The sequence below is a fragment of the Hwangdonia lutea genome (assembly GCF_032814565.1).
Lineage (GTDB): Bacteria > Bacteroidota > Bacteroidia > Flavobacteriales > Flavobacteriaceae > Hwangdonia > Hwangdonia lutea.
On the sequence record NZ_CP136521.1, the window covers coordinates 1,691,395 to 1,708,220 of the forward strand.

The 16,826-nt window shown below is 36.0% G+C and carries 18 protein-coding genes; 17 read left to right on the plus strand and 1 reads right to left on the minus strand.

Annotation, left to right across the window (positions count from 1 at the left end):
• Positions 1-344: 344 nt before the first annotated feature.
• Positions 345-1,406 carry a 2Fe-2S iron-sulfur cluster-binding protein gene (locus tag RNZ46_RS07295; protein ID WP_316984721.1) on the minus strand — a complete coding sequence of 354 codons (1,062 nt, stop codon included), beginning with the start codon at positions 1,404-1,406 and terminating at the stop codon, positions 345-347.
• Positions 1,407-1,527: 121 nt separating this feature from the next.
• On the opposite strand from RNZ46_RS07295, the gene RNZ46_RS07300 reads away from it, so the two are divergent.
• The 17 genes from RNZ46_RS07300 (at position 1,528) to RNZ46_RS07380 (ending at position 16,803) form a co-directional block, all read left to right on the plus strand.
• Positions 1,528-3,006 carry a DUF5687 family protein gene (locus tag RNZ46_RS07300; RefSeq protein WP_316984722.1) on the plus strand — a complete coding sequence of 493 codons (1,479 nt, stop codon included), beginning with the start codon at positions 1,528-1,530 and terminating at the stop codon, positions 3,004-3,006.
• Positions 3,007-3,017: 11 nt separating this feature from the next.
• Positions 3,018-3,725: an ABC transporter ATP-binding protein gene (locus tag RNZ46_RS07305; RefSeq protein ID WP_316984723.1), complete on the plus strand. Its 708-nt coding sequence runs from the start codon at positions 3,018-3,020 to the stop codon at positions 3,723-3,725.
• A gap of 104 nt (positions 3,726-3,829) precedes the next feature.
• Entirely contained in the window at positions 3,830-6,388 is a 2,559-nt protein-coding gene (porW, locus tag RNZ46_RS07310; RefSeq protein ID WP_316984724.1) for a type IX secretion system periplasmic lipoprotein PorW/SprE, read from the plus strand.
• Between the two features lie 13 nt (positions 6,389-6,401).
• Entirely contained in the window at positions 6,402-6,833 is a 432-nt protein-coding gene (locus RNZ46_RS07315) for a bactofilin family protein (protein ID WP_316984725.1), read from the plus strand.
• Positions 6,781-7,029, plus strand: coding sequence for an AtpZ/AtpI family protein (locus RNZ46_RS07320; RefSeq protein ID WP_316984726.1), 249 nt, complete (start codon positions 6,781-6,783; stop codon positions 7,027-7,029). Before RNZ46_RS07315 ends, RNZ46_RS07320 begins: the two co-directional genes overlap by 53 nt.
• Positions 7,030-7,032: 3 nt before the next feature.
• Positions 7,033-7,431, plus strand: coding sequence for a hypothetical protein (locus RNZ46_RS07325; protein WP_316984727.1), 399 nt, complete (start codon positions 7,033-7,035; stop codon positions 7,429-7,431).
• Between the two features lie 127 nt (positions 7,432-7,558).
• The gene (gene atpB, locus RNZ46_RS07330; RefSeq protein ID WP_316984728.1) at positions 7,559-8,644 is read left to right on the plus strand and encodes a F0F1 ATP synthase subunit A; all 1,086 of its coding nucleotides are present in this window, start codon (positions 7,559-7,561) and stop codon (positions 8,642-8,644) included.
• Positions 8,645-8,664: 20 nt separating this feature from the next.
• A complete protein-coding gene (gene atpE, locus RNZ46_RS07335) occupies positions 8,665-8,871 on the plus strand; it encodes an ATP synthase F0 subunit C (protein WP_007647348.1) in 207 nt (68 codons plus the stop codon).
• Between the two features lie 173 nt (positions 8,872-9,044).
• Positions 9,045-9,539 carry a F0F1 ATP synthase subunit B gene (locus RNZ46_RS07340; RefSeq protein WP_316984729.1) on the plus strand — a complete coding sequence of 165 codons (495 nt, stop codon included), beginning with the start codon at positions 9,045-9,047 and terminating at the stop codon, positions 9,537-9,539.
• 7 nt (positions 9,540-9,546) lie between these two features.
• A complete protein-coding gene (atpH, locus tag RNZ46_RS07345) occupies positions 9,547-10,083 on the plus strand; it encodes an ATP synthase F1 subunit delta (protein ID WP_316984730.1) in 537 nt (178 codons plus the stop codon).
• A 44-nt stretch (positions 10,084-10,127) separates the two neighbouring features.
• On the plus strand, positions 10,128-11,708 hold the full coding sequence (gene atpA, locus RNZ46_RS07350; RefSeq protein WP_316984731.1) for a F0F1 ATP synthase subunit alpha: 1,581 nt from the start codon (positions 10,128-10,130) through the stop codon (positions 11,706-11,708).
• A gap of 88 nt (positions 11,709-11,796) precedes the next feature.
• Positions 11,797-12,657: an ATP synthase F1 subunit gamma gene (gene atpG / locus RNZ46_RS07355; RefSeq protein ID WP_316984732.1), complete on the plus strand. Its 861-nt coding sequence runs from the start codon at positions 11,797-11,799 to the stop codon at positions 12,655-12,657.
• Between the two features lie 274 nt (positions 12,658-12,931).
• Positions 12,932-13,438 (plus strand): hypothetical protein, encoded by a 507-nt coding sequence (locus RNZ46_RS07360; protein ID WP_316984733.1) that lies wholly within the window; start codon positions 12,932-12,934, stop codon positions 13,436-13,438.
• Positions 13,439-13,496: 58 nt separating this feature from the next.
• Complete coding sequence (locus RNZ46_RS07365) at positions 13,497-14,957, plus strand: oligosaccharide flippase family protein (RefSeq protein WP_316984734.1); 1,461 nt, start codon at positions 13,497-13,499, stop codon at positions 14,955-14,957.
• A gap of 1 nt (position 14,958) precedes the next feature.
• Positions 14,959-15,393, plus strand: a complete 435-nt coding sequence (gene dut / locus RNZ46_RS07370) for a dUTP diphosphatase (RefSeq protein WP_316984735.1) — start codon at positions 14,959-14,961, stop codon at positions 15,391-15,393.
• Positions 15,394-15,429: 36 nt separating this feature from the next.
• Entirely contained in the window at positions 15,430-15,744 is a 315-nt protein-coding gene (locus tag RNZ46_RS07375) for a GIY-YIG nuclease family protein (protein ID WP_316984736.1), read from the plus strand.
• Between the two features lie 39 nt (positions 15,745-15,783).
• Positions 15,784-16,803 (plus strand): sugar phosphate nucleotidyltransferase, encoded by a 1,020-nt coding sequence (locus RNZ46_RS07380; RefSeq protein ID WP_316984737.1) that lies wholly within the window; start codon positions 15,784-15,786, stop codon positions 16,801-16,803.
• Positions 16,804-16,826: the final 23 nt, after the last annotated feature.

The window sequence follows — 16,826 nt, forward strand, 5'->3', positions numbered from 1 at the left end:
AATTAGTTGACAATTTTTTATACTATGAGTATAGTCTGAGATATTCGAGCATCCTTTTTTTCAGAGAAAATATTCCTTTCTTTACAATTAACCTAAGGTAAGTATTTGTTGTTTTTCGATGTTACAGAACAACCAATCGTAATAATTCCAAACTGCAATAAATAATTATCAAAAAATTCAAAATAACTAGAGTATTTACTTTCATTAAATTTATTATTGACATAATCTAGTGTAGTGTCATTACTGGAAGTTAAAAGCTATCTTATTTCTTAATTAAATATTAATGTGTTCATTTAATGTTTTTATATGAAATTCCATTTATGAGATTCCTGCTTTCGCAGGAATTAAACATCATCATAATCAACGGTTAAGGTTGGCGATGTTGGGTGCGCTTGACAGGTTAAAATTAAACCTTCGGCAACTTCACTTTCAGTTAAAATATTATTTTGTCGCATTGTGGCTTCGCCCTCCTTAATACGCGCAATGCAACTGCTACAAATACCGCCTTGGCAGGAATACGGGGCGTCTAAATCTTCATCCAAGGCTGCTTCGAGCACGCTTTGTTTGGCCGACATTTCAAACGTTGTTGTTTCATCGTCAACCACAACGGTTAATTGTGTTTTTCCGGGTGCGGTAGCCACTTTTTCTTCTTCTATCTCAGCAGGCTTTGCTGCTTTAAAAAGCTCGAAATGAATGCGGTTTTCGTCAATATCATGTTCGGTTAAAACATCTTTTACCGTATGAATCATGGCTTCGGGCCCGCACAAATAATAGGCATCAACCTCAATGTGCTTATGTTTATTTTTCATCACATAATTAACCGTGCTTTTTTCAATTCTACCAAAAATGGCATCAGATTCATCAGTTTGACTAAATACAAATTGAATGGAAAAACGGTCTTTATGCTGATGCTGAAGCTCTAAAAGCTCGTTTAAAAACATGGTGTTTTCAGTAGTTTTATTCCCAAAAACCAAAATAACTTTGCTATAAACCTCTTCTTCCAAAGCACATTTTATAATACTTAAAATAGGCGTAATACCACTTCCTGCCGCAAAAAGCGCAATGTTTTTGGTTTTGGAATCGTTGGGCACAAATACAAAACGCCCCTTTGGAGGCGCAACTTCTAAAGTGTCGCCGACTTGTAAAGTGTTATTGGCGTAAGCCGAAAAGGTACCGTCTTTAACCTCTTTTACGGCTACTTTTACCTCGCCACTTTTTGGCGATGAACACAACGAATAATCGCGACGCACCTCATGACCCTCAATCTCGGTTTTTAGAGTAATATACTGTCCCGCTTTAAAAGCAAACGTGTCTTTTAAGTGCTCAGGGACACTAAAACTAATGCTTATGGCTTTAGGGGTTTCTCTTTTTATTTCTTTTATGGTGAGTTTATAAAATGATGACATAAATAAAGTTTTGACAAAAATAGTGAAGTTGATTTTTAAATTTTAACTTTATTTGTAACAATTGCGATAAAAGGCTTACTAACACTTTGAGCTAAATTTAAAAACACAACGAGCCAAAACTATGATAAAACATTTTATAAATTTAGAATGGAAAGCTTTTTTTAGGTCTGCCAGCTTTGGCAAAAGTTTAGCCATTAAAATATTAATGGGATTTTTCATGTTGTATTTTATGGCTATGTTTCTTTTTACAGGTTTTTTAATGGATAAAATCTTAAAGGAAATATACCCAGATTTAGACCCGTTGGTAGCTTTTAACGGTTTGTTGTTTTTCTGGATAATTGGCGATTTGTTGATTCGATTCTTTTTTCAAAAACTACCGGTAATGAGTGTTAAACCTTTATTGACACTGCCCGTAAAACGGAAATCTGTGGTCAATTTTGTTTTGGGAAAATCGGCTTTATCATTCATTAATTTTTTACCATTATTTGCTACGGTTCCTTTCGGACTCAAATTAATAGCCAATGATTACAGCACATCAACCGTTTTAATTTGGTTGGCTGTTATTGTGCTTATCACCTTAATCAACAACTTTTTAAATTTTATTATTGAAAGCTTATCGTCCAAAACCGAGCTGTCATTTTTGCCTATTATTGTTTTTGCCGGTGCTCTGTTCGCTCTAAATCATTTTAATATTATAAACATTGCGGGAGCACTTTCAAACGGCGTTACTTACATTACTGAAAACCCTGTTTTGTTAATCGTTCCTGTTTTATTATTAATAGTCCTATACGCTTACAATTTTAAAATTTTAAAGCAAAAACTGTTTTTAGATAGCGGATTAAAAACCAAGATAAAAGAGGTAAACACCTCAAATATGGAGTGGACCAAAACCTTTGGCGACATTGCCCCTTTTATGCAGCTGGATTTAAAACTGATTTGGCGTAACAAACGCACAAAATCCTCGGTTTGGATGGTTTTAATTGGGCTTTTGTACGGCTTGTTTTTCTATCCGCAACCCACTTACCAAAACCTGCCTTGGTTTTTTATGTTCATTGGCGTGTTTTCAACGGGTATCTTTTTAATTAATTTCGGACAGTTTATTCCCGCGTGGGATAGTGGCTATTACAAGCTTTTAATGAGCCAAAACATAAAATACGAGCAATATTTAAAATCGAAATTTACCTTAATGGCCGTAAGTGTTATTATTTTGTTTGTGCTTGGTATTCCGTATGTGTTTTTTGGGTGGAAAATTTTATTGGCACATTTTGTTGCCGCCATATATAACGTTGGTGTTAATACGCATGTTATTTTGTACGGCGGCTCTTTTAACCGCAAGAAAATCGATTTAAACCAAAAAGCAGCTTTTAATTATCAAGGCACGGGAGCGGTACAGTGGCTTATTGGTATTCCGCTTTTGTTATTGCCCATGGGTATATTTGCGCTGTTTTACTTTTTAATAGGCTTTGAAATGGCTTGTTTGGTACTCGCTTTATTAGGTGTTATCGGTATTGTTTTTCATCAAAAATTAATGAAAGCCATCACACTTAAATACACAAAATCAAAATATAAAATGATCAATGCTTTTGATCAAGACAACTAAAAGAAAACATTATGATTACAACATCAAATCTTTCAAAAAAATACAGCAACAATATGGTTTTAAATATTGAAAAATTAGATATTCCCAAAGGCCAAAGTTTTGGATTGGTAGGGAATAATGGTGCGGGAAAAACCACGTATTTTAGTTTGCTTTTAGATTTAATTCAGCCCACAACCGGATATGTTAAAAACAACAATATTAAGGTAAATGAAAGCGAAGATTGGAAACCGTTTACATCAGCCTTTATCGATGAAAGTTTTTTAATTGGTTATTTAACCGCCGAAGAATATTTTTATTTTATCGGAGAATTACGTGGACAAAATAAGGCCGATGTGGATCGATTGGTAAGTCAGTTTGAAGATTTTTTCCATGGGGAAATCCTCGGGCAGAAAAAGTATTTACGCGATTTAAGTAAAGGTAACCAAAAAAAAGCGGGCATTGTTGCGGCACTTATTGGCAACCCCGAAGTTATTGTTTTAGACGAGCCTTTTGCAAATCTTGATCCCACAACGCAAATTCGATTAAAAGGCATTATTAAAAATTTAGCCGAAAAACAAGGCGTTACGGTTTTAATTTCCAGCCACGATTTACTGCATGTCACCGATGTTTGCGAGCGTATTGTGGTATTGGAAAAAGGCGAAATAGTTAAAGATTTGGCAACCAGCGAAGCCACGCTAAAAGAACTTGAGGCACATTTTTCTGGTGCTGAGGTAGTTTAAAAGCCATTTGATTTTATAGGTAAATCCAAAAAGATGCTTATTTTTACGGTTACATATAATAATAACTAGAGTTTATAGTTATTTATTAGACTAAATAGCAACCGTTGAAAATTCCAATCAAAGCCATACTACTTATAGTTTTTTCTACTGTTTTAGCAACCAGTTGTTCTAGAAAAAAGGACAATTTTGTTAGCCGAAACTATCACGCCGTTACGGCTGAATTTAATGCGCTTTACAACGGATACTTAGCTTTAGAAGAGGGGCGAAACACCCTAAACGAAAGCTATGCCGACAACTATTGGGAGGTGCTTCCCATCGAGCGCATGCAAATTCAAGAAGACGTGGTGTTGCCTAGGCAGTCTAAAAACGAGAATTTTAATAGAGCCGAAGAAAAAGCGGTAAAAGCCATTCAAAAACACAGTATAAATATTGAAGGCAAAGAAAAAAACCCGCAAATAGACGAAGCGTATTTACTTTTGGGAAAAGCCCGTTACTTCGATCAACGCTTTGTTCCGGCATTGGCGGCATTTAATAATATTCTGAATAAATATCCAACCAGCGATAAAATAAATCAAGTTAAGATTTGGCGCGAAAAGGCCAATATCCGTTTGGAAAACAACCAAGTGGCTATAAAAAAGTTAAAACGCTTATTAGCCGATGAAGAATTGGATGATCAAGATTTAGCCGATGCCACGTCTATTTTGGCGCAAGCATATTTAAATACCAAATCGGTTGACAGTGCCATAACGCAATTAAACATTGCTGCAAACGCAACAAAAAACAACGATGAGCGCGGGCGTTATCGTTTTATCCAAGGGCAGCTATACAATCAATTAGGCTATAAAGACAGCGCCAATATCGCTTTTGATAAAGTGATTGAACTCAACCGTAAAACACCGCGCATTTACATGATAAGCGCTCATATTGAAAAAGTTAAAAATTTCGATTATGAAAACGGAAACAAACAAGCGCTTTTAGAACACCTTACTGCACTTGAAGAAAATAGGGAAAACAGACCCTTTTTAGATAAAATATACCATCAAATTGCCGAGTATCATTTAAAGACCGAATCGGATTCTTTAGCGGTAAACTTTTATAACAAATCGCTGCGCACCAATTCGCAAGATAAATTGTTGAGGGCTAAAAACTATCAAACTTTGGGCGACATGAATTTTGATACATCCAAATACGAAATCGCTGGTCATTATTACGATAGCACGATGACCAATTTGGTGTTAAACTCTAAGCCTTATCGCATTATTAAACGGAAACGTGATAATTTGGAAGATGTTATTTATTACGAAAACATAGCCCATGTAAACGATAGTGTTTTACAATTGGTAAATTTTATGGAAACCGAACGATTGGAATACTTCGAGTCTTTTGTTGAAGCTTTAAAAGTGAAAGCCGAAGAAGATGAAAAACGAGCCGAAGCTGCCGAACGTAACACCGGTTTAGCCACGGTTAACAATACCATTGGTGGGCAGGCCTCAAATAGAGGCATACCAAACCAAGCGAGCCTGTTTTATTTTTACAATCCAACAGCGGTGGCTTATGGCAAAAACGAATTTATTAAAATTTGGGGCGATAGAACTTTAGAAGATAATTGGCGATGGTCCAATAAAACAGCTTCAAATTCTGGAAATAATGCTTCAGATGTTAATATAGTTGATTTGGCTTCAGATGAAGAGCGGTTTGATCCGCAATACTATATCTCTAAAATTCCTTCCGATGAAAAAGTAATCGACAGCATTTCAAAAGATCGGAATTTTGCCTACTATCAATTGGGTCTTATTTACAAGGAAAAATTCAAAGAATACAATTTGGCAAAAAGCAAGTTCCAAAACCTGTTAAACAGCCATCCGGAAGAGCGATTAATAGTGCCTTCAAAATACAATCTATATAAAATTTATGAGTTGTTGGGCGAAAACGATGAGGCTTCCATCGCCAAAAACGAGATTATTACAAAGTATCCCGAATCGCGGTACGCTGCCATTTTAAACAACCCGGATTTAGCGAATTTAAAAGACGAGCAGAGCCCCGAACGTGTTTACGAAAAGCTGTTTGCACTACATGAAAATCAGGAATATGCCACAGTAATTTCAGAATGCGAAACTTATATTAATGCTTTTGATGGCGACCCCATTGTACCAAAATTTGAGCTTTTAAAAGCCACGGCAATAGGCCGGTTATTTGGTTACGACGCCTACAAAAAAGCCATTAATTACGTGGCGGTAACCTTTGCCAATACACCCGAAGGCCAACAGGCTGAAAAAATGGAAACAGAGGTATTACCGAAAATGGCGAGCACCGATTTTGTTGAAGAAACCGATGATGCTTCAACCAACTTTAAAGTGGTTTATAAATTTGAAAACACGGAAATTGATGCCATTCAAGCGTTTCAAAAAACCTTAGATACCGTTTTGGAAAATATAATATATTACGATTTAAAAACATCGGTTGATGTTTACAACCCCAATACAAAACTCGTTGTTATTCATGGCTTAAAAAGCGGGCAAGTTGCTAAAACTTTCAATCAGCTATTAACCAAAGAAGACAACCGAAAAATAACCGAACCTTATTTTGCAATATCATCTGCAAACTATCAAATCGTTCAGATTCATAAAAATCTGGATACGTATTTAAACATTTATAATAATTAAAATTAATAGCATTATGTTCTCTGATAATAAAAAAGACAAACACATGGTAGAAGGAACATCCAGTCAAAATATTATATCACAAGGCACCAAGATTGTTGGCGACTTTAATAGCGAAGGTGATTTTAGGGTTGACGGCATTATAGAAGGCAATATAAAAACCACCGGAAAAGTTGTGGTGGGTAAAGCAGGTTTTATAAAAGGCACCCTGCAAGGTACCGATGCTTATTTTGAAGGTAAATTTTCAGGAAAACTATCGCTATCGGGCACACTTACATTAAAATCGGCATCGCACATTGAAGGCGAAGTGGTTGTTGGCAAACTAGCCGTTGAACCAGGAGCGACATTTAATGTAACCTGCGTTATGAAGGGCTCTGTAAAAGATATGAACAAAAGTGGACAAGCACCGCAGCAACAAAAAAAATCCGAACCAGAAAAAACAGCTTAACACGTACGCTCGTTATTCTAGTATTGTTTTTCAAATGTTTGCCATTATTGGCATTGGCGCTTTTATTGGTGTAAAACTAGACGATGCATTTCCGAACAAGCACAGCCTTTACACGATTATTCTATCATTGGTATTTGTAATTTTTGCTATTGTTTTTGTAATAAGACGTATTATTGCAATCTCAAAAGAAGAATAATACATGAACAATCTTTTTAAAAAGAGAGAGCTAAACTTTCTTGTGCAACTCATTGTTTTGAGTGCTCTGTTATTTGGTATCCATGCGTATTTAAACTTGCATTTTGCAAAAAACGCCGTTTTGTTTTTTCCATTATGGCATATTTATGTATTTCATTTGGTTACCGTTGTAATCATTTATACACTAATTAATTACCGCGAATCGATTGGTAAAACCGAAGTGTTTAATGCTTTTATTTTGGGCATGCTATTAAAAATGATATTGGCGATGGTGTTTTTGTTGCCGTGGATTTTAGCAAAACCCGAACAAAAAATATACGATCTTATCAACTTTTTTATTCCCTATTTCATTTTTCTTGCTTTTGAAGTGTATGCCGTAACGCGATTACTTCAAAAAAAGTAGGCCTCTACAGCTAATTTTCAACAAAAAACCATATTGACAAATAATCATTAAATTATTATTTGTCAATTAACTTAATGTGCGTACATTTGCACGGAATTTAAAGCAAGGCATTTTTAATCAAAATAGAATGACATTAAACACCTTTAAAAGCGTATTTTTTTCTGCATTATTTATGGCCATTTCGTTTGGTGGCTATGCGTCGGAAAACCAAGAGAACGAGAACGATAAAGAGTTCAATGCCAAAGAGATGATTATGCATCACGTTAAGGATGCTCATGAATTTCATGTTGTTGATTGGAATGGAAAGCCAATTTCGATTGCTTTGCCTATCATTTTATGGACAGACCAAGGGTTGGTTACTTTTATGTCTAGCGAATTTCATCACGACGATTCTGGAACGCACATCGTTGAAAAAGACGGTTTGAAATTTGTTAAATACCACGAAAAAATTTATCAATTAGATGCCAATGAACAAGCTGTAGCTTTTGATGACGAGCATCACCCAATAAACGCCAGCAAGCCAGCAGATTTTTCTATCACGAAAAACGTACTCATGATGTGGGTATCGGTTGCCGTATTGCTGCTTGTGTTTATTTCTACCGCTAGGGTGTATAAAAAATCAAGCAACAAAATCCCAACAGGAATAGCAGGTTTTATGGAACCTTTAATTGTTTTTGTTCGCGATGAGATTGCAAAACCCATGATTGGCGACCATAAATACAAAAAATACATGCCCTATTTATTAACCATATTTTTCTTTATTTGGCTTAATAATATTTTCGGGTTAATACCTATTGTTAACGGTGCCAACGTAAGTGGTAACATAGCCTTTACCTTAACTTTGGCGGTGTTTACCTTTTTGGTAACAACCTTTAGCGGTAATAAAAATTATTGGAAACATATTTTTTGGATGCCTGGGGTTCCAGTGCCCATGAAAATTTTCTTAATGCCTATAGAAATTGTGGGAATGTTTGTAAAACCAATCTCGTTAATGATTCGTTTATTTGCAAACATTACCGCAGGACATATTATTATTTTAGCCCTTATGTCCTTAATATTTATTTTTGAGACCATTGCCGTGGCACCAGTTTCGGTTGCGTTTTCATTATTTATCGGATTAATAGAAATTGTAGTTACTGCAATTCAAGCATATATATTTACCGTGTTGTCTGCCCTGTATATTGGCATGGCAACCGAAGAAGCACATCATTAATTAATTTAAATTTTATAACTATGACTATTACAGGAATCGCAGCAATCGGAGCTGGTTTAGCAGCAATTGGAGCTGGAATGGGAATTGGAAGAATCGGTGGTTCAGCTATGGATGCCATGGCACGTCAACCGGAAATCCAAGGAAAAATCCAAACTTCAGCGCTTATTTTAGCAGCTTTCGTAGAAGCAGTAGCACTATTTGGTGTTGTTGCTGCATTAATCGTTTAATTATGATTACAAAATACAGAGGTAACGGTTGGTTGCCTCTGTATTTTAAATAAAGCTTCTATAGCTTAAGGATTATCCTGAAGAAGCAACATAGAAAATAAATTTTAAATTTGGGGGCAATCCTCAAAAAATGAAACCCATACGTGGGATTATAAAACTAAATAAATTAAGAAATGGATTTAATTACACCAGGTTTAGGACTTGTATTTTGGACGGTAATTACATTTTTGTTTTTACTTATTATCTTAAAAAAGTTTGCTTGGAAACCTATTCTTGGAGCAGTTAGCGAAAGAGAAGAGGGCATTAAAAAAGCATTGGCTTCAGCTGAAGATGCTCGTAAAGAGATGGAAAACCTTCATGCCGATAACGAGCGCATTTTAAAAGAAGCACGTGCAGAACGCGAAGCTTTATTAAAAGAAGCACGAGACATTAAAAACAAAATGATCGACGATGCCAAAGGTGAAGCGCAAGCCCAAGCCGATAAAATAATAACGCAAGCTCAAGCCGCCATTGAAAGCGAAAAGAAAGCCGCTATGGCAGAACTTAAAAAGCACGTTGCAGACTTATCCATTGATATAGCTGAAAAAGTAGTGCGAAAAGAACTTTCTAACAAAGACAAACAAGTTCAATTGGTTGAGTCTATGTTGGGTGAAGCAAAATTAAACTAATAGTATCATGGCAGGAGCAAGAGCAGCAATACGTTACGCAAAAGCAGTTTTAAGTTTAGCATCTGATAAAAATACAACCGAGGTTGTAAATAAAGACATGAAGCTAATAGCTAAAACTATTGCAGAAAGCACAGAGTTAAACAATGCGCTTCAAAATCCTGTAGTGAGTTCTTCAGTTAAAAAGGCTATTTTGTTAGATGCTTTTAAAGATTCTAATGAAATGACAAAAAATTTAATCGAAACATTAATCACAAATAAAAGACTGCCACTTTTACAAGAAGTAGCCTTAAAATACAACCTTTTATTTGATGAATTAACAGGAACTCAGATCGCACAAGTAACTACCGCGATACCTTTAACAGACGAATTAAGAGTTAAGGTATTGGCAAAGGTTAAAGAGCTTACAGGAAAAGACGTTGAAATTAAAAGCATTATTGACGAAAGCATTTTAGGAGGCTTTATCTTGCGTGTTGGAGATATTCAATACAATGCAAGTATTGCAAACAAATTAAATAAGTTAAAAAGAGAATTTACATTAAACTAAAATAATTCAGAGCGCTAAAAACTCTGGGTTCAAAATTAATAAAGATGGCAGAAGTAAAACCAGCTGAAGTATCAGCAATCTTAAAACAACAACTGGCAGGATTCGAAGCTACAGCATCTTTAGATGAAGTAGGAACAGTATTAACTGTTGGTGACGGTATTGTACGTGCATATGGACTTTCAAACGCTCAATATGGTGAGCTGGTAGAATTTGATGGCGGTCTTGAAGGTATTGTACTTAACCTTGAAGAAGACAACGTGGGTATTGTATTGTTAGGACACTCTAAAGCGGTTGCTGAAGGTTCTACGGTAAAACGAACAGGCAGAATTGCATCTATTGATGTAGGAGAAGGCATTGTTGGTCGTGTGGTAGATACTTTAGGAAACCCGATTGATGGTAAAGGACCTATCGCTGGTGAAACCTATCAAATGCCTTTAGAGCGTAAAGCACCAGGTGTTGTTTATCGTGAACCAGTTACAGAGCCACTACAAACAGGTATTAAATCTATTGATGCCATGATTCCTGTGGGTCGAGGACAACGTGAGTTGGTTATTGGCGACCGTCAAACAGGTAAAACAACAGTTTGTGTTGATACCATTTTAAATCAAAAAGAATTTTATGATGCAGGCGAGCCTGTGTATTGTATATATGTAGCTGTAGGTCAAAAAGCATCTACCGTAGCAAACATTGCAAAAGTATTGGAAGAAAGAGGCGCGCTAGCTTATACAACTATTGTTGCTGCAAATGCATCCGATCCGGCACCAATGCAAGTTTATGCACCAATGGCAGGAGCTGCAATTGGTGAGTATTTTAGAGATACGGGTCGTCCAGCATTAATTATTTATGACGATTTGTCTAAACAAGCAGTAGCATATCGTGAGGTATCTTTATTGTTACGTCGTCCACCAGGACGTGAGGCGTATCCAGGAGACGTTTTCTACTTACACTCTAGATTATTAGAGCGTTCTGCAAAAGTAATTAACGATGATTCGATTGCTAAAGAAATGAACGATTTACCAGATAGCTTAAAGCCTATGGTAAAAGGTGGTGGTTCTTTAACAGCTTTACCAATCATTGAAACTCAAGCAGGTGACGTTTCAGCATATATTCCAACAAACGTAATTTCGATTACCGATGGACAGATTTTCTTAGATGGTGATTTGTTTAACTCTGGTGTTCGTCCAGCAATTAACGTAGGTATTTCGGTATCTCGTGTTGGTGGTAACGCTCAGATTAAATCCATGAAAAAGGTGTCAGGTACCTTAAAATTAGACCAAGCACAATTCCGCGAGTTAGAAGCTTTCGCAAAGTTTGGATCTGATTTAGATGCTGTTACTTTAAATGTAATTGAAAAAGGAAAACGTAACGTTGAAATTTTAAAACAAGCACAAAACGATCCGTTTACGGTGGAAGACCAAGTAGCCATTATTTACGCGGGGTCTAAAAACTTGTTGAAAGACGTTCCTGTTGAAAAGGTTAAAGAATTCGAACGTGATTATATAGAATTCTTAAACGCAAAGCATAGAGATGTTTTAGACACTCTAAAAGCAGGAAAATTAACTGATGAGGTTACAGATACATTAACAGCTGTAGCTAAAGATTTATCAGCTAAATATAAAGCATAATTGTCATTCCTGCGAAAGCAGGAATCTCATGTTTTTAAATGTAATTAAAATAGGTTCTGCATTAAGTGTAGAATGACAAAAAGGGATTATGGCAAACCTAAAAGAAATACGTAACAGAATATCATCGGTATCTTCAACGATGCAGATCACCAGTGCCATGAAAATGGTATCGGCTGCAAAGTTAAAGAAGGCTCAAGATGCTATTACCGCAATGCGCCCTTATGCAGATAAGTTAACTGAGCTTTTACAAAGCTTAAGTGCTACTTTAGATGCAGATTCTGGAAGCAAATTCTCTGCGCAACGCGAAGTAAACAATGTGTTAATTGTTCCTATTACATCAAATAGAGGCTTATGTGGCGCTTTTAATTCTAATATTATTAAGCAAACACAGCATTTAATTAGCAATGTATATGCTGGTAAAAAGGTTTCTGTAGTTGCCATAGGAAAAAAAGCAAATGATGCCTTTGCAAAGCAAAATATCGTTATCGCTAATAAAAGTGAGGTTTTTGATGATTTGACTTTTGATAATGTGGCCGAAATTGCTGAAACATTAATGGAGAAATTTGTTGCAGGTGACTTCGATAAAATCGAGATTGTTTACAACAAGTTTAAAAATGCGGCAACTCAAATTGTAATGACTGAGCAATTTTTACCAATTGTTCCTATTGAAGGCGAAGCAAATAACAATTCAGATTATATTTTTGAACCATCAAAAGTTGAAATCGTTGAGGAGTTGATTCCTAAATCGTTAAAAACACAACTGTACAAAGGTATTAGAGACTCATTTGCAAGCGAACACGGTGCACGAATGACGGCAATGCACAAGGCAACGGACAATGCCACAGAATTAAGAGACCAACTTAAGTTAACGTACAACAAAGCACGTCAAGCCGCCATTACCAACGAAATCCTTGAAATTGTTGGAGGTGCGGAAGCACTGAATAATTAGGCGTAGCCAAATGATTCAAATAGCGGAAGCACTGAATAATTAGGCGTAGCCAAATAATTCAAATAGCGAAGCGTTGAGTTGAACAATTAGGCGTAGCCAAAAAGATTCAAATAGCAGAAGCTTTAACCAATTTATGGTCATACTGAACTCCTGCACTGAGCATAGTCGAAGCGTGTTTCAGTATCTTATAACAAATATCAAACCTCACTTTTTAGTGAGGTTTTTTTATGGCATCAATTTTGAAACCGTATCTTTATAATTCTATAATTAAGCTATGAAACTTTTAAAGCATATTTTATTTTCATTTTTATTATTGGTCATGATGTCTAGCTTTTCGCAATGTTCCGGTGTCCCAAAACTAGAAAAGAATAGCGCCATAGATTTTGGAGATGTGTATTGTCAAAAATGGACTTCAGGTATTAAAAAAGATGGTTCGGGCATCAAGTTGTTTATACCGGTAACAAAGTCAAATAAAAATCTGCAATTAGACTCGGTTTATTTTAGAGGAAAAGTTACAAAACTCTTATTGTCGCAGGATGGCTTGCATTATGTTGGCATATTCAAAAAGACAGAAAAACAGAGCTACAATGTTATAATGAGCAGCGATCCACTTGAAGAATACGGCAACGAAACACCACCAATACCAAAGAAAATCCCGTTTGATTTGAAAGCAAGCGAATGTGTTGTGAGCTATAAAGAAAACAAAACAACCAAATACATTAAAATTGATAACATTAACGAAAAACCAATGTTATCGTTTCCAAGCGGGCCACCGCAATAATATATCTTTGGTTTACGTTAGCTAAAAACGTATTTTTAGCCCTATAAATAACCAATCGTTGAGCGCACTAAAATCACTTTTTAAGCAAACATTTATTTACGGATTAGCCACGGTGCTACCCAGAATGTTAAGTTTTTTGTTGGTACGGTTGCACACTGATGAAAGCGTTTTAAAATCGGTTGCAGATTATGGCGATGTCTCGCTAATATTTTCCTATTTTGTTTTATTCAATGTGGTTTTGGCCTATGGCATGGAAACCACGTTTTTTAGGTTTTTCAATAAAGAGGATGATAAGTCGAAAGTTGTAGGGACCTCTTCCGTATCCTTAATAATTTCCTCTTTGCTCTTTTTTATTTTAGCCATAGCGTTTCAAAATCAGATTGCAAACGCCATTGACATTAAGGCAGAATATATTCATTTAGTTATTTGGATTTTATTATTAGATGCTTTGGTCATCATCCCTTTTGCTTGGTTACGCGCCAATGCCAAACCAATAAAGTACGCGGTAATTAAAATATTGAATGTTGTGATTAACCTCGGTTTAAATCTATTTCTGCTATTATGGTTAAAAGATTTAGCTACAGAATCATCAGTATTCGCATCAATATATCAGCCCAATTTCGAAATTAATTACATATTTATTGCCAATTTAGTGGCAAGTGCGGTAACCTTATTGTTGATGCTTCCGTTCTATTTTAAAGTGAAATACACTTTCAACACAAAACTTTGGAAGCAAATGATGCGTTATGCGTTTCCTGTTTTAATAGCTGGATTAGCGTTTTCAGTGAATGAAACCTTTGATAGAATTTTATTGGACAAGCTGTTGCCTGAAAACATAGCCAAAACCGAAATTGGAATGTATTCGGCCTGTTATAAATTGGCGTTGTTTATGACGCTTTTCGCAACAGCATATCGTTTAGGAATTGAACCCTTCTTTTTTAGCCATGCCAACACAGCAAATCCGCAAAAAAACTATGCCAGAATTTTAGAGTTCTTTGTTATTTTTGGTTCGGTTATATTATTAACCGTGGTTGTTTTTGCCGATGTTTTAAAAGTTATTTTTATTGGAGACGAAGCCTATTGGGAGGCCATGTGGATTATACCCATTGTTTTGCTGGCCAATTTCTGTTTGGGTATTTACCACAACTTATCGGTGTGGTACAAAATAACCGATAGAACAAAATTTGGAGCCTATATTTCTGTTTTCGGAGCTGTTTTAACCCTTTTGCTCAACTTCTGGCTCATTCCTTTAATAAGTTACAAAGGCTCCGCAATTGCAACCCTAGCCGCCTATGCTTTCATGATGTTGGCTTCGTTTTATTTCGGAAGAAAATATTACCCCATTCCTTATAATTTGAAAAAAATCGGACTGTATTTAACGCTTTCCGTTGGGTTATCAAGCCTATCCTTTTATCAATTTAGAGAAAATTATAGCGTTGGAATAGCGTTGTTAATCGTATTTTTGACAATCATTTATTTTTCAGAAAAAAATCAAATTAAACAATTATTAAAGCGTTGATATGCAAATTAAAATAATAAACAAATCCAATCACGATTTACCACACTACGAAACCATAGCCTCGGCAGGGATGGATTTACGTGCAAATATTTCAGAATCCAGAACCTTAAAACCCTTGGAACGCAGTATTGTTGGTACGGGTTTATTCATTGAATTACCCATAGGTTTTGAAGCCCAAGTGCGCCCACGAAGTGGATTGGCAGCAAAGAAAGGCATTACGGTTTTAAATGCACCGGGAACGATTGATGCCGATTACAGAGGGGAAATTGGCGTGATTTTAGTAAACCTTTCCAACGAAGATTTTGTAATCAATAATGGCGAACGGATTGCGCAATTGGTTATTGCAAAACACGAACGTGCCGAATGGATCGAAGTCGAAACCCTATCTGAAACCTCTCGTGGCGAAGGTGGATTTGGAAGTACAGGAACGAAGTAAATTCCTGCAAACGCAGGAATATCCTAATCGATAAAAATGAAACAATGGTATGTCTACATAATGACAAATAAACTTAATGGAGTACTATATATAGGAATAACAGATACTATTGAGGAAAGAGTAAAAGAACATAAATTAAAAGTTTATCCAAAATCATTTACTGCAAGATATAATTGTGATAAATTAGTTTATTTTGAAGAATTTGAAAATGGAGATGAAGCGTTGGTTAGGGAAAGGCAATTCAAAAAATGGAAAAGAGATTGGAAAATAGATTTAATTGAAGATATGAACCCTAGTTGGTCAGATTTGAGTGCCAACTGGAATTTGAATTATAATAAAATAAGACCATAAAGTTAACATTAAAAGATACCTGCTTTCGCAGGCAATTGTATGAAAATAATAGTACCCATGGCAGGACGAGGCTCTCGTTTGCGCCCACACAGTTTAACCGTGCCAAAACCTTTAATTCCAGTAGCCGGACAACCCATTGTGCATCGATTGGTTAAAGACATTGCTAAAGTTTTAAAACAACCCATTGAAGAAATCGCTTTTGTTTTAGGCGATCCGGCTTGGTTTGGAGACGATGTTGTAAAAAGCTTAGAGACATTAGCAAAAAGCTTGGGCGCTAAAGCCTCCATTTACCGTCAAGACTTACCGTTGGGAACTGGTCATGCCATTATGAGCGCAAAACCATCACTTTCAGGGCCTGCCGTAATTGCCTATGCCGATACCTTAATAAGAGCCGAATTTGATTTAGACCCAAAAGCTGATGCCGTTATTTGGACCAAGCAGGTTGAAAATCCAGAAGCTTACGGTGTGGTAAAACTCAATGAAAATAAAGACATTGTTGAGCTTGTTGAAAAACCCAAAACCTTTGTAAGCGACCAAGCCGTTATTGGTATTTATTATTTTAAAAATGTTGGCGTTTTAAAAGAAAAGCTACAAGAAATTCTTGATGAAAACGTTATGAATGGTGGCGAGTACCAAATTAACGATGGCATAAAACGGATGATGGCTGAGGGTAAAATATTTAAAACGGGCACTGTTGATGAGTGGATGGATTGCGGTAATAAAGCCATAACCATAGAAACCAATCAGCGGATGCTGGGGTTTTTAAAAGCCGATGGCAACGAGCAATTGGTGTCAAATTCAGCGACATTAGAAAACGCAAACATTATCGAACCTTGTTTTATTGGCGACAATGTTGTGCTTAAAAACAGTACGGTTGGTCCGTTTGTTTCTATAGGGAATGATAGTGTTATTGAAAATTCAACCGTTAAAAATAGCTTAATTCAAACCCATACAAGCATTAAAAACGCTAATTTAGAGGACGCCATGATTGGGAACCATGTAAAGTACGATGGCAATTTTACCAGCATAAGTATTGGCGATTATTCGATATTGGAGTAGTTTTGTTATTCCCTCGAAGGCGG